The sequence below is a fragment of the Methylobacterium sp. CCH7-A2 genome (assembly GCF_001557075.1).
Taxonomy (GTDB): domain Bacteria; phylum Pseudomonadota; class Alphaproteobacteria; order Rhizobiales; family Beijerinckiaceae; genus Allobosea; species Allobosea massiliensis.
Genome location: NZ_LSKN01000308.1, coordinates 147589 through 160467 on the forward strand (window position 1 = coordinate 147589; position 12879 = coordinate 160467).

Annotated in this window: 12 protein-coding genes; 4 read left to right on the top strand and 8 right to left on the bottom strand. The window is 69.4% G+C overall.

The annotated features are described in order from the left end of the window. Positions 1-27 precede the first annotated feature (27 nt). From gcvH to AX750_RS24380, 4 genes are all read left to right on the top strand, one after another. On the top strand, positions 28-402 hold the full coding sequence (gene gcvH, locus AX750_RS24365; RefSeq protein ID WP_066721116.1) for a glycine cleavage system protein GcvH: 375 nt from the start codon (positions 28-30) through the stop codon (positions 400-402). 118 nt (positions 403-520) lie between these two features. Then, the gene (gcvPA, locus tag AX750_RS24370; RefSeq protein WP_066721119.1) at positions 521-1861 is read left to right on the top strand and encodes an aminomethyl-transferring glycine dehydrogenase subunit GcvPA; all 1341 of its coding nucleotides are present in this window, start codon (positions 521-523) and stop codon (positions 1859-1861) included. Then, on the top strand, positions 1861-3435 hold the full coding sequence (gene gcvPB, locus AX750_RS24375) for an aminomethyl-transferring glycine dehydrogenase subunit GcvPB (protein WP_066721120.1): 1575 nt from the start codon (positions 1861-1863) through the stop codon (positions 3433-3435). The genes gcvPA and gcvPB overlap by 1 nt, the downstream gene beginning before the upstream one ends. 139 nt (positions 3436-3574) lie before the next feature. Continuing rightward, positions 3575-4846, top strand: coding sequence for a L,D-transpeptidase family protein (locus AX750_RS24380; RefSeq protein WP_066721122.1), 1272 nt, complete (start codon positions 3575-3577; stop codon positions 4844-4846). A 6-nt stretch (positions 4847-4852) separates the two neighbouring features. Here AX750_RS24380 and AX750_RS24385 read toward each other — a convergent pair whose 3' ends face one another. The 8 genes from AX750_RS24385 to AX750_RS24420 form a co-directional block, all read right to left on the bottom strand. Further along, a complete protein-coding gene (locus AX750_RS24385) occupies positions 4853-5653 on the bottom strand; it encodes a dienelactone hydrolase family protein (RefSeq protein WP_066721123.1) in 801 nt (266 codons plus the stop codon). Positions 5654-5745: 92 nt separating this feature from the next. Beyond that, positions 5746-6222 carry an ATP F0F1 synthase subunit B gene (locus AX750_RS24390; RefSeq protein ID WP_066721125.1) on the bottom strand — a complete coding sequence of 159 codons (477 nt, stop codon included), beginning with the start codon at positions 6220-6222 and terminating at the stop codon, positions 5746-5748. Between the two features lie 11 nt (positions 6223-6233). Beyond that, the gene (locus AX750_RS24395; RefSeq protein WP_082735047.1) at positions 6234-6851 is read right to left on the bottom strand and encodes a hypothetical protein; all 618 of its coding nucleotides are present in this window, start codon (positions 6849-6851) and stop codon (positions 6234-6236) included. A gap of 92 nt (positions 6852-6943) precedes the next feature. Next, entirely contained in the window at positions 6944-7171 is a 228-nt protein-coding gene (locus AX750_RS24400; protein WP_043231023.1) for a F0F1 ATP synthase subunit C, read from the bottom strand. A gap of 61 nt (positions 7172-7232) precedes the next feature. Continuing rightward, on the bottom strand, positions 7233-7994 hold the full coding sequence (locus AX750_RS24405; protein ID WP_066721128.1) for a F0F1 ATP synthase subunit A: 762 nt from the start codon (positions 7992-7994) through the stop codon (positions 7233-7235). Between the two features lie 46 nt (positions 7995-8040). Continuing rightward, on the bottom strand, positions 8041-8391 hold the full coding sequence (locus AX750_RS24410; protein WP_066721131.1) for an AtpZ/AtpI family protein: 351 nt from the start codon (positions 8389-8391) through the stop codon (positions 8041-8043). Positions 8392-8620: 229 nt separating this feature from the next. Then, positions 8621-12076 carry a chromosome segregation protein SMC gene (smc, locus tag AX750_RS24415; protein WP_066721133.1) on the bottom strand — a complete coding sequence of 1152 codons (3456 nt, stop codon included), beginning with the start codon at positions 12074-12076 and terminating at the stop codon, positions 8621-8623. A 147-nt stretch (positions 12077-12223) separates the two neighbouring features. Further along, a complete protein-coding gene (locus tag AX750_RS24420) occupies positions 12224-12790 on the bottom strand; it encodes a DsbA family protein (protein ID WP_245282512.1) in 567 nt (188 codons plus the stop codon). Positions 12791-12879: the final 89 nt, after the last annotated feature.

The window sequence follows — 12879 nt, forward strand, 5'->3', positions numbered from 1 at the left end:
AACCCCTTTTCGCTCCGGAGACCAGACATGGCCGAGACCCGCTACACCAAGGATCACGAATACATCCGCATCGAGGGCGAGACCGGCGTCGTCGGCATCACCGATTTCGCCCAGGGCCAGCTCGGGGACGTCGTCTTCGTCGAGCTGCCGAGCATCGGCAAGACCGTCGCGAAGGGCGGCGAGGCGGCTGTGGTCGAGAGCGTGAAGGCCGCTTCCGAGGTCTATGCGCCCGTCTCCGGCGAGGTCGTGGCCGTCAACAGCGAGCTCGAGGGCGCGCCGGGCACCGTCAACGAGGACCCCTCCGGGAAGGGCTGGTTCCTGAAGCTCAAGCTCAAGGACGCCGCCGAGCTGGAAGGCCTGATGAGCGAGGCCGAGTACCAGAACTACCTCAAGACGCTTTGAGGACCATCGTCATTCTCGGACGCAGCGAAGCGGAGATCCGAGAATCTCGTGACGAAAAGGCCCTGGTTGAAGAGATGCTCGGGTCAGGCCCGAGCATGACGCCATTCGAGGAACCACCATGCGCTATCTCCCCCTGAGCGATGCCGACCGGCAGGACATGCTGGCCCGCATCGGCGTCGCCGACGTCGATGCCCTGTTCTCCGATGTGCCGGCCGACAAGCTGCTGAAGGCGCCGGTCGATCTCCCGCGTGCCAAGGGCGAGCTCGAGGTCGAGCGCATCCTGGCGCGGATGTCGGCCCGCAACGTCGCGGCCTCCTCGGTGCCCTTCTTCGTCGGCGCCGGCGCCTACAAGCACCATGTCCCGGCCACCGTGGACCACCTGATCCAGCGCTCCGAGTTCCTGACGAGCTATACGCCCTACCAGCCCGAGATCGCCCAGGGCACGCTGCAATATCTCTTCGAGTTCCAGACGCAAGTATCGGCCCTGACCGGCATGGAGGTCGCCAACGCCTCGATGTATGACGGCTCGACCGGCACGGGCGAAGCCGTGCTGATGGCGCATCGCGTCACCAAGCGGAACAAGGCGGTGCTGTCCGGTGGCCTCCACCCGCATTATGCCGACGTCGTCCGGACCCTCTCCGAGATGGCCAATGACGAGGTCGTCACCCTGGCGCCCGACGTCGCGGCCACCGAGGACATCCTCGCCCAGATCGACGACCAGACCTCCTGCGTCGTGGTGCAGTCGCCGGACTTCTTCGGCAATCTGCGCGACCTGAAGCCCATCGCCGCCAAGGCCCATGCCCATGGCGCCCTGCTGATCGCGGTCTTCACCGAGGTCGTCGCGCTCGGCGCCGTGACGCCGCCCGGCGAACAGGATGCCGACATCGTCGTCGGCGAGGGCCAGTCGATCGGCAACGCGCTGAACTTCGGAGGTCCCTATGTCGGGCTCTTCGCCGCCAAGTCGAAATACATCCGCCAGATGCCGGGCCGGCTCTGCGGCGAGACCGTCGACGCCTCGGGCCAGCGCGGCTTCGTGCTGACGCTCTCCACCCGCGAGCAGCATATCCGTCGCGACAAGGCGACCTCGAACATCTGCACCAATTCCGGCCTCTGCGTGCTGGCCTTCACCATCCACATGACGCTGCTCGGACAGGCCGGCTTCACCCGCCTCGCCGAGGTCAACCACGCCAACGCCGTGGCGCTGGCCGATGCGCTGGCCGGGGTGAAGGGCGTCTCGGTGCTCAACCAGAGCTTCTTCAACGAGTTCACCGTGAAGCTGCCGAAGCCGGCGGCTGAGATCGTCGAGGCGCTGGCGGCGAAGGGCATCCTCGCCGGCGTGCCGGTGTCGCGGCTGCTGCCCGGCCCCGGGCTCGACGATCTACTGCTCGTCGCATCGACCGAAATCAACACGAACGAGGATCGGGCGGCCTTCGTGGCGGCGCTCGCGGAGGTGCTGTGATGCTGAACCGTCAGGGACGTCCCACCCAGGGCACCGTGTCCGCCCATGAGCCGCACGCCACCTTCACCGGCAACCGCGCGCTGCAGCAGATCGAGCCGCTGATCTTCGAGATCGGTCACACCGAGACGACCGGCGTCGACATCGATCCGCCGGCACCGTTCAAGTCGCGCCTCGGCGCGCATGCCCGCAAGGGAGAGATCGGCCTGCCCGGTCTCTCCGAGCCCGAGGCGATGCGCCATTACGTGCGCCTGAGCCAGAAGAACTACGGCATCGACACCGGGCTTTTCCCGCTCGGCTCCTGCACGATGAAGCACAATGCCCGCCTCAACGAGAAGACGGCGCGGATGCCCGGCTTCTCCGACGTGCACCCGCTGCAGCCGGTCTCGACCGTGCCGGGCGCGCTCGAGGTCATGCTCGAGCTCTCGCGCTACCTGATGACGCTGACCGGCATGCCGGCGGTCGCGCTGTCGCCGAAGGCCGGTGCCCATGGCGAGGCCTGCGGCATGATGGCGATCAAGGCCGCCATCGCCGCCAAGGGCGAGGGCGCGACCCGCAATGTCGTGCTCGTCCCCGAATCGGCGCATGGCACCAATCCGGCGACCGCGGCCCTGATCGGCTTCTCGGTGCGCTCGGTTCCCGCGCGGCCGGACGGCACGGTCGCCGTCGAGGACGTCAAGGCCCTGCTCGGGCCCGACATCGCCGCGATCATGCTGACCAACCCCAACACCTGCGGCATCTTCGAGCCGCAGATCGTCGAGATCGCCGCCGCGATGCACGAGGCCGGCGCCTATTTCTACTGCGACGGCGCCAACTTCAACGCCATCGTCGGCAAGGCTAAGCCGGGTGACCTCGGCGTCGACGCCATGCACATCAACCTGCACAAGACCTTCTCGACGCCCCATGGCGGCGGCGGGCCGGGCGCCGGGCCGGTGGTGCTGTCGGAGCGGCTGGCGCCCTTCGCCCCGGTGCCGTTCATCCATCTGGAAGGCGGCACCCCGCGCCTGATCGAGACCACCGCCGACGCGCCGGAGGGCACGGCTCCCTTCGGCCGGATGACCGCCTTCCACGGCCAGATGGGCATGTATGTCCGCGCGCTCACCTACATGCTCAGCCATGGCGCGGATGGCATGAAGCAGGCTTCCGAGGATGCGGTTCTGAACGCGAACTACATCCGCGCCTGCCTCTCCGACCTGATGTCGCTGCCTTATCCCGATCACCCCTCGATGCACGAGGCGCTGTTCGACGACGAATGGCTGAAGGGCACCGGCGTCACCACGCTCGACTTCGCCAAGGCGATGATCGACGAGGGCTATCACCCGATGACGGTGTATTTCCCGCTGGTCGTCCACGGCGCCATGCTGATCGAGCCGACCGAGTCGGAATCCAAGGCCTCGCTCGACCTCTTCATCGCGACGCTGCGCGATCTCGCCATGGCGGCGAAGGGCAACGACAAGGAACGCTTCACCGCGGCTCCCCACCACGCCCCGCTGCGCCGCCTCGACGAGACCCGCGCCGCGCGCCAGCCGGTCCTGAAATGGGTGCCGCCGGCGCCCTTGGCGGAAGCGGCGGAGTAGTCGTTGACGATCGTTACTGGCGGCCCGAGCCGCCAGTAACAGTCCGTTACCGAAATCCTGAGCACGCCTTAAGCCTTCCTTGACCATGCGCGAGGGATGATTCCGTCATGCGTCTCTGGCGCTGTGTGGGATCACGTCCATGTCGGTGCGTTTCGTCAAAGCTTCCGTCGCCGCCCTGGCGCTTCTGCTGGGAGGGCTGGGTGCGCGGGCCAACGAGCCCAGCTACGGCCCCAACACCTATGATCGCACCCTCGAGGCGCTGATCGCGCATGAGGACATTGCCGTTCGCGGCGGCTGGCCCAAGGTGCCGGCCGGCATCACGGCGCTGAAGCCGGACGCTCAGGCGCCCGAGGTCGCGGTGCTGAAGCGGCGCCTCGTGCTCAGCGGAGACCTGCCGGCTGACGCCCTGCCGGGCGACGTCTATGACGCGAATGTCGTCGCCGCGGTGAAGCGCTTCCAGCTCCGCCACGGCCTGTCGGATCTCGGCACCGTCGGCCGCCTCACGCTGAAGGCGCTGAACACGCCGGTCGAGGTCCGCCTCAACCAGCTCACCGCCACGCTCGAGCGGCTGAAGGGCAACGGCTTTTCCTTTTCGGAACGCTATGTCGTGGTCAACATCCCGGGCGCCAGCGTCGAGGCGGTCGAGAACGGCCTCGTCCAGCGCCGGCATCTCGCCATCGTCGGGCGCCCGGACCGGCCCTCGCCGGTGCTCCAGGCCAACATCACCTCGGTCAACCTCAACCCGACCTGGACGGTCCCGACCTCGATCGTGAAGGCCGACATCATCCCACATATGCGCAAGGACCCCGGCTTCCTGGCGAAGTCGCATATGCGCCTGCTCGGCGCCGAGAACCGCGAGATCGACCCGGCCACCGTCAATTGGGCCAGCTTGACCGCGCCCTATTTCACCGTGCGGCAGGATCCCGGCCCGGACAATTCGCTCGGCCAGATGAAGATCGACATGCCCAACACCGAGGCCGTCTATCTCCACGACACGCCGAAGAAGTCGCTCTTCCGCAACGACGTCCGCTTCAACTCCTCGGGCTGTGCCCGTGTCGAGGGCGTGCGCGATCTCGGCGCCTGGCTGCTCGAAGGCACGGAATGGACGCCGGCCGCGATCGAGGCCGAGATCGCCAAGGGCGAGCGCAAGAACATCCCGCTGAAGAAGGCGGTGCCGGTCGCCTGGGTCTATCTCACGGGCTGGCAGGGCGCCGATGGCATGGTCCAGTTCCGGGAGGACATCTACGGCCTCGACACGCCGCAGGGCATCGTCACCTCGACGATCCTGGCGCGGAAAACCAGGCCGAAGCCGGTGCAGCCGGCTAGCGAAGCCAAGCCTGTCACGTCGCCGCCGGCGCGTCCTGTCAAGGTCGGGGCCGGCGCCGGCAGGACGCTCACGGTCTCGAACTGAAACGGTTCACAGGCCGTTGAGGATCGCCATCGTCGCGGCGATCGCCTGCGCCCGCGCCTCGGCATTCGTCCCGATCGTCACCATCCCGTCCGCGCGCTCCGAGTAAGCCGCCTTGCGGTTGCGCAGCGGCAGGCTGGGATGGTCGAAGTCGTGATAGGCGTCGGCATAACCGACGAAGCGCGCGCCACCTTGGGCGGCCAGCTTCTCGCAGGGCTCAGCCGGGGTCCAGTCGTCGGCCAGGCCGTGCAGGATCGTGGTCGGCGTCCGCGCCACCCAGCCGCGTTTCAGCAGGACGCGGCAGCCCGGATAAAAGGCGATGACGGCCCGAAAGCCGCCGGGACCTGCCGCAGCGGGCTGACCTGCGACCTCCAGCGCGGTCGAGCCGCCATTCGACCAGCCCATGAGAGCGACTCGGCCCGCGGCGGCCAAGCCTTGCTGCTCCAGCCAGTCACGGGCGCCGAGCGCGTCCTGGGCTCGACCGGCCGGCGTCAGGTTGCGGTCGCGATCATTGCAGAGGCTCGTCAAGCCGCGAGCGCCGAAGCTGTCGGGCAGAAGCACGGCATAGCCCGCCGCGGTGAGCCGCGCGGTCCAGTCCGCGTCGCGGCTGGCGAGCTTGCCGGAGGCGCTCCACAGCCCGGCGCAACCATGCAGAACGACGACGGCCGGGAACGGGCCTCTGCCCTCGGGACGGGCGAGCCAACCCGAGAGCATGGTTCCGTCGCGTGACGCGAAAGCGATCTGTTCCAGCGCCTGCGCGGGTGTCGCGAGGCAGAGGAGGAGGGCGGCGAAACGGCGCAGGAGCCACATGCGGTGTTTCCTCCGTTTGAGCCGTCCCGAAAACGAAGACGCCGCGATCCGGGGAGATCGCGGCGTCGGTGTCGCTTGCGGTGCGGCAGGTCTCAGTTCAGCTTGGCCTTGACCTCGCCCAGCCCGGCGGCAAAGAGCGCGTCGCCGGTGCTGCCGCCCACCTGAGAGCGGATGATCAGCTCGGCGGCCTTGGTCGCAGCCTCGGCGGCCGCGGCGCGAACCTCGGCCTCGGCCTGGCTCTCGGCGAGCGCGATCTTCTCCTCCGCCGACTTGGTGCGGCGGGCAACGAAGTCGTTCAGCTTGGCCTCGGCTTCGGCGGCAAGACGCTTGGCCTCGTCATTGGCGGCGGCGACGATGCTGGCGGCCTCGGTCTCGGCGGCCTTGCGCTTGGCCTCGTACTCGGCCAGCAGCTTCTCGGCCTCGACGCGCAGACGGCGCGCCTCGGCGAGCTCTTGGGCGACCTTTTCGCCGCGCGAATCGAGCGCCGAGACGATCGCCTTCGGCACGCCGAAATAGGCCAGGATGGCGATGAAGATGACGAAGGCGACGCCGACCCAGAGAGTATCCATCTGTCTTCTCCTCAGCCGCGCGCCAGAACCTGATCGACCGCCTCGGACGCCTCGGCGGCGCTCGGGGCCTTGCCGGTCAGCTTGGTGACGATCGCCACGGCAACCTCGCTGCCGAGGCCGCGCACGGCGCTCATGGCCGAGGCCTTGCTGGTCGCGATGGTCTCTTCCGCCTTGGCCAGCTTGGCCGCGAGATCGGCCTCGACGGCATGGCGGCGCTCTTCGGAGGCCTTGGCGCCGGCATCGCGCGAGGCCTGGGCGATGCCCTGGGCGTTCTTGCGCGCTTCGGTCAGGGCCGCCTCATAGGCAAGGGCCGTTTCCTCGGCCTTGGCCTGCATCTTGGCGGCATTGTCGAGATCGCGGGCGATGGTGCTCGCGCGCTCCTCGAGGATCGCGCCGACGCGGGGCAGGGCGATGGTCGACATCAGCCAGTAGAGCGCGCCGAAGGTGATGGCGAGCCAGAACAGCTGACCCGCGAAGGTCGTGACGTCGAAGGGAGGGAAGGCGGCCTTCTCGCCGCTCAGGGACGGTGTCGCGGCCTGGGCTGCCCCGGCCACCAGCGTGGCGGTCAGCACGGAGCCGACGAAGCCGGCCCAACCTTGCCTGACGGACCGTGAAGATCGAACCGGCATGGGCTGCCTTTCAGAAGGAATTCGAAAAGTCGCGCCCGATCCAGCCAAGCGGCGATCGGGCGCGACGGGAAGGCGGGTGGTCGAGAATCGCGTCAGACCACGAAGAGCAGGACGAGCGCCACGACGAAGGCGAAGATGCCCAGACCTTCGGCGAGCGCCGCGCCGATGAAGGCGCGCGGGAACTGGCCGTCGGCCGCCGAGGGGTTGCGCAGCGCGCCCGAGAGGAAGTTGCCGAAGATGGTGCCGACGCCGATGGCGGCGAGGCCCATGCCGAGCGAGGCGAGGCCAGCGCCGATGTACTTGGCTGCAACGGGATCCATGGTCTTTCTCCAGTGTGAAAAGGTGATGGCGGGTGGGAGGGTCTCGCGAACTCTGCCCGGCTCAGTGGCCGGGGTGCAGAGCGTCGTTGAGATAGACGCAGGTCAGGATCGCGAAGACATAGGCCTGCAGGAAGGCGACGAGGAACTCGAGGGCGGTCAGCGCGACGGCCAGCAGCAGCGGCAGCGGGGCGATGATCGTCGCGGCGCCGCCGGCGGCGAGCAGGGCGACGACGAAGCCGCCGAAGACCTTCAGCGCGATGTGGCCGGCCAGCATGTTGCCGAACAGACGCAGCGAGAGCGAGATCGGGCGCGAGACGAAGGAGACGGCCTCGATCAGGACCATGAAGGGCAGCAGCCAGCCCGGCACGCCCGACGGCACGAACAGGCCGAAGAAGTGGCTGCCGTGCTTGACGATGCCGTAGACCAGCACGGTACCGATCACCAGGAAGGCGAAGGCGGCCGTGACGATGATGTGGCTGGTCACGGTGAAGGAGCCCGGGATCATGCCGAGCATGTTCGCGCTGAGGACGAACATGAACAGCGAGAAGACGAGCGGGAAGAACGTCATGCCCTCCTTGCCCATCACGCCGGTGACGGTGGAGGCGACGAATTCGTAGATCATCTCGGCGAGCGACTGCAGCCGGCCGGGGACGACCGAACGCTGGCTCGAGCCATAGATCATGATCGCCGAGATCACGGCGACGATGGCGACCATCAGCAGCGAGGCATTGGTGAAGGACAGGTCGAGGCCGAACGGCCGCAAGCCGATGATCGGCTTGATCTCGAATTGGTGGATCGGATCGATTCCGCCGCCAGCCGCCATGTCGTTTCAGCCCCTTGTCGTGCGGCCTTCCGGCCGCCAGCCTCGGTCAGTCTTTCGTCCCGCCGCCCTTGGACCCGGAGGTCGGACGCGAACCGAGCCGATAGACGGAGCGCAGCCCCGCGATGGCTCCGATCACCAGGAAGATGATCAGCAGGAACGGAGAGGTTCCCAGCCACCGGTCTGCCAGCATCCCGATCAGGGCGCCTGCGATGATGCCGCCTGCGAGATCCGTCGCGGCGCGCAGACCGGAGGACATCGCGCCAGCCATGGCACCGTCCTCTCCGGCCGGGCTCGCGCCCGGCTTTTCGGCCTCTTCGGCCCGCCCGAGGGCGGCCTTCAGAGACCCCAGTCTTGCGCGCAACTCCGAGTCTGAGGCGTTTTTGTCGGGTTCGGCCATGGCAGCAGCTCCTCCATGATCGTGAAATGGCCACGATCCTGCAAAAAGCCACACGATCCCTGTCCGCGCCCCGCGCATCGAGCCGTCGTCAGCACGGCCTCCTTTATTGCCCGCCCCGGATGCTGTCAAGGCGGGCGAATGCCGGCTAAGGCATTGGAAAGCTTATAAATTCGGAGAATACCGACATTCTTGCCGCATTGCGAAGGCGATTGTGGCCTTTTTTCAGCGCTCAGACCGCCTCGCGGATGCGTTCCGCGGTCGCGAGGTCGACCGAGACCATCTGGCTGACGCCGCGCTCGGCCATGGTGACGCCGAAGAGCCGGTCCATCCGCGCCATGGTGATCGGGTTGTGGGTGATCAGGATGAAGCGGGTCGATGTGTCGCGCGCCATCTCGTCGAGCAGGTCGCAGTAGCGCTCGACATTGGCGTCGTCGAGCGGCGCGTCGACCTCGTCGAGCACGCAGATCGGCGACGGGTTGGTCAGGAACACGGCGAAGATCAGCGCGGTCGCCGTCAGCGCCTGCTCGCCGCCCGAAAGCAGGGTCATGACCTGCGTCTTCTTGCCCGGCGGGCGGGCGAAGATCTCCAGCCCCGCATCGAGCGGGTCTTCCGCGTCGACCAGCTTGAGCTCGGCCGTGCCGCCGCCGAACAGCACCGAAAACAGCCGCTGGAACTGGCCGTTGACGATCTCGAAGGCGGCGAGCAGGCGCTCGCGCCCCTCCCGGTTGAGGGCGCCGATCGCCTGGCGCAGGCGGCGCACCGCCTCGCTGAGATCGTCGCGCTCGGCGGTGAGCCCCTCGCGCTTGCCCTTGACCTCGGCCAGTTCGTCCTCGGCCCGCAGATTGACGGCACCGAGCCGCTCGCGCTCGGCTTTCAGCCCGGCGAGCCGACGTTCGACCTCCGCCTGCTCGGGCGGCGTGTCGCCCGGCTTCAGCCCGGCGAGGCTGCCGAGCCGGTCGAGGCTCGTCTCCAGCACCTCCTCGATCTGGCGCGCGACATCGGCGACGCGCTGCCGCGCCGCCTCGCGCCGCGCTTCGGCCGCCGCCCGCGTCTCGCGCGCCGCCGACAGTCCCTCCAGCGCCGCTCGCGCCTGCCGGTCGGCCTCCGCCAGCGCGGCTTCGCCGAGCGCCAGGGCGTCGGCCGCGGCGCGGCGCTGTGCCTCGGCGCTCTCGATCTCCGCCAGCAGGCGCCGCCGCTCGGTGAGGAAGGTGTCGGGCGCCTCCAGCAGCGCCGCCCGCTCGGTCGAGACCGTTTCGATGCGACGCCGCGTCTCCTCGGCCGTCTGGCCGCTGCGCGCGGCGCGCTCGCGCCAGGCCTGCATGTCGGCGGCGATCGCCTGGCGGCGCTGGGCGCGCAGTTCCGCCTCGCGCCGCAGCGTCTGGACGCGGGCCCGCGCATCGGAGGCGGCGATCCGCCGCTCGCCCAGCAGGACGCGCGCTTCGAGCAGCGACGCCTCGAGCGCCGCCGTCGCGGGGAGGGCGGCGACGGCCTCCTGCTGCCGCGCCGCCTCGGCAGCCATTTCCGCGATGCCGCGGCCGAGCCGGTCGATCGCCTCGCTCAGCGCCGAGCGGCGGGCCGCGACCTCGCCGGCCTTGCGCTCGGCGGCGGCCAGCGTCTCGCGCGCCTGGTCGAGCGCGCGGCGCGCCAGCTTCGCGGCTTCGAGCGTCGCCGCCTCGGCCTGGGCTGCGGTCCGCGCCTCGCCGATGGCTTCGTCCAGCGCCCGGCGGGCTCGCGCGGCAACCTCCTGCGCGGCTTGCGCCGCCTGTTCGAGATCGCCGAGGCGGTTCTTCTCGGCGAGGCGGCGGGCGGCGGGGGAGGGCGCCTCGGCCGCTCCGGTCAGCCCGTCCCAGCGCCAGAGGTCGCCCTCGCGCGAGACCAGCCGCTGCCCCGGCTTCAAGGCGGCGCGCAGGCGCGGCCCATCACCCCGCGCCACGACGCCGATCTGCGCCAGCCGCCGGCGCAGCGCCGCCGGCCCCGCGACATGCGCCGCCAGCGGCTCGGCCCCGCCCGGCAGGGCCGGGTCGCTCTCGCCTGCGCCGGTATCGTGCCAGTGGTTTGGCGCGGCGGGGTCGGTCGCGGCATCGAGATCGTCGCCCAGCGCCGCACCGAGCGCGATCTCGTAGCCTTTCGCCACGGTCAGCGAATCGAGGATGGCGGGCCAGCGCTCCGCGCTCGCCGGAGCCAGCAGCTTGCGCAGCGTGCGGATTTCCGTGTCGAGCCGCTGCGCCAGGCGGTCGGCCTCGGCGAGCGGCGCCCGCGACTGGGTTTCGCGCTCGCGTGCTGTGGCCAGCGCCGTCCGGGCTTCCGAGGCTGCCGCATCCGCCCCGCGAAGCGCAAGGTCCGCGGCGGCGACGGCAGCCTGCAAGGGCTCCAGCGGCAGGGCGGCGCTGCCGGCGTCGAGCGCCGCTTGGTCGCGCAGCAGCCTGTCGCGCTCATGCACCGCGCGCGCCTCGCGCTCCTTCGTCTCGCGCAGGGCCCGCTCCAGCGCGCCGCGCCGCGCCGAAAGCTCCGAGAGCGCGCCCTGGGCCGCCGCATGCGCGGCCTCCGCCTGGGCGAGTGCGGCTTCCGCCTCCGCCAGCACGGCCGAGGCAGCTTCCGCGCTCTGGGCTGCCCCATCGCCATCGCCGGCGAGGGCCGCGTCTTCCTGCGACAGGCGCGCGAGGCTCTCGGCGGCATCGCGCGCCACGTTCTCCTGCCGGCCGAGATCGCCCTGCAGTTCCGCCAGCCGCCGCTCCAGCTCCTCCGCCCGCTGCCGGGCCCGGCGGTTTTCCGCCTCCAGTTCGTCGAGACCGCGCTTCAGCCGCACCAGCCCGGCCGCCGCGGCGGCCTCGCCCTCGCGCAGGGCCGGCAGCTCATGGGCGGCGATCGCCTGTTTCCGCGCCGCCTCGGCCTGAATTCCGGTGCGCTCCGTCACGATGCGCACCGCTTCCTCCAGCGCGCGCCCGGCTTCGGCCTCCTGCGCCCGCGCGAGATGATGCGCGAGCAGCGCCAGCGTCGCCTCGGCCCGGCGGATATCGGCGGCGAGGCTGCGATAGCGCGAGGCCTGGCGGGCCTGCCGCTGCAACGCCTCGATCTGCCCGTCGATCTCGCCGAGCACATCCTCCAGCCGCGTCAGGTTCTCTTCGGCGCCGCGCAGCCGCAGCTCGGCCTCGTGGCGGCGGCCATGCAGACCGGCGATGCCGGCGGCGTCTTCCAGGATGCGCCGGCGCGACTGCGGCTTGGCGGAGATGATTTCGGAAATCTGGCCCTGCCGGACGAGGGCCGGCGAGCGCGCGCCCGTCGCGGCATCGGCAAAGAGCAGCTGCACGTCGCGCGCGCGCACCTCCTTGCCGTTGACGCGATAGGTCGAGCCCTCCTCGCGCTCGATCCGGCGCGTGACCTCCAGAACGTCGGTCTCGTTGAAGGCGGAAGGAGCCTTGCGGTCGCTGTTGTCCAGCGTCAGCGCGACCTCCGCCATGTTGCGGCCGGGGCGCTCGTTCGAGCCCGCGAAGATGACGTCGTCCATCCCCGAGCCGCGCATGTTCTTGAACGAGCTTTCGCCCATCACCCAGCGCAGGGCTTCGACGAGATTGGATTTGCCGCAGCCATTGGGGCCGACGATCCCGGTCAGTCCGGGCTCGATCAGAAACTCCGTCGGTTCGACGAAGGTCTTGAAGCCGGTGAGCCTGAGGCGCGTCAGCTGCATGTGAGCGTTCCCTTCTCCCGTTGGGGGAGAAGGTCTCGGCAGGGGGATGAGGGCGCCGTGTCCGGGCGAGCCATCTTTCCCTGATCCGTCAGCGCTTCGCGCTGCCACCTTCTCCCCCGAGGGGAGAAGGAAACAAGCCAGCCGCCCTCAGCCCCCCAGGAGCGGGGTGAGGATCTTGTCGAATTCGGCGATCGAGAGCGCACCTGAACGCTTCTGCCCGTTGATGAAGAAGGTCGGCGTCGAATCCACCCCGGCCTTGGCCCCACGATCCTTCACGACCGTGACGGCGTCATAGATATCCTGCCTTTTCAAGCAGGCTTCGAAGGAATCCTGTGTGAAACCGGCCTGCTTGACCATGGTCGACAGCGCATCGACCGGCTTGTCGGTGAAGGCCCAGACCTTCTGCTGCGCGAAGAGCAGGTCGGTCATCGCGACATATTTGTCGTTGCCGTTGCAGCGCGCGAGCATGAAGCCGGCTGTCGCCAGCGGGTCCAGCGGGAATTCGCGGAGCGTGAAGCGCACCTTGCCGGTGTCGATGTACTTCGCCTTTAGGGCCGGCCAGGTGTCCTTGTGGAAGGTGGCGCAATGGCCGCAGGTCAGCGAGGCGTATTCGATGATGGTGACCTTGGCGTCCGGCGAGCCGAGCCAGACATCGCCGAGCGGGCCGGGCGTCAGGAGGTCGGCCTGGGCCCGCGCTGCGGGAGCGCCGAGCATCGCGGCCGCCGCGAGACCGGCCGTCGCGGTCATAAGCTGTCGCCTGTTCGTCATCGTCGTGGTTCCTGGAATGCGAATGTCATGGGCCA

What these genes read in the sequence shown, in the direction of transcription:
- gcvH (WP_066721116.1), top strand. Translation starts at nt 28, where the DNA reads ATGGCCGAGACCCGCTACACCAAGGATCACGAATACATCCGCATCGAG.
- gcvPA (WP_066721119.1), top strand. Translation starts at nt 521, where the DNA reads ATGCGCTATCTCCCCCTGAGCGATGCCGACCGGCAGGACATGCTGGCC.
- gcvPB (WP_066721120.1), top strand. Translation starts at nt 1,861, where the DNA reads ATGCTGAACCGTCAGGGACGTCCCACCCAGGGCACCGTGTCCGCCCAT.
- AX750_RS24380 (WP_066721122.1), top strand. Translation starts at nt 3,575, where the DNA reads ATGTCGGTGCGTTTCGTCAAAGCTTCCGTCGCCGCCCTGGCGCTTCTG.
- AX750_RS24385 (WP_066721123.1), bottom strand. Translation starts at nt 5,653, where the DNA reads ATGTGGCTCCTGCGCCGTTTCGCCGCCCTCCTCCTCTGCCTCGCGACA.
- AX750_RS24390 (WP_066721125.1), bottom strand. Translation starts at nt 6,222, where the DNA reads ATGGATACTCTCTGGGTCGGCGTCGCCTTCGTCATCTTCATCGCCATC.
- AX750_RS24395 (WP_082735047.1), bottom strand. Translation starts at nt 6,851, where the DNA reads ATGCCGGTTCGATCTTCACGGTCCGTCAGGCAAGGTTGGGCCGGCTTC.
- AX750_RS24400 (WP_043231023.1), bottom strand. Translation starts at nt 7,171, where the DNA reads ATGGATCCCGTTGCAGCCAAGTACATCGGCGCTGGCCTCGCCTCGCTC.
- AX750_RS24405 (WP_066721128.1), bottom strand. Translation starts at nt 7,994, where the DNA reads ATGGCGGCTGGCGGCGGAATCGATCCGATCCACCAATTCGAGATCAAG.
- AX750_RS24410 (WP_066721131.1), bottom strand. Translation starts at nt 8,391, where the DNA reads ATGGCCGAACCCGACAAAAACGCCTCAGACTCGGAGTTGCGCGCAAGA.
- smc (WP_066721133.1), bottom strand. Translation starts at nt 12,076, where the DNA reads ATGCAGCTGACGCGCCTCAGGCTCACCGGCTTCAAGACCTTCGTCGAA.
- AX750_RS24420 (WP_245282512.1), bottom strand. Translation starts at nt 12,790, where the DNA reads ATGCTCGGCGCTCCCGCAGCGCGGGCCCAGGCCGACCTCCTGACGCCC.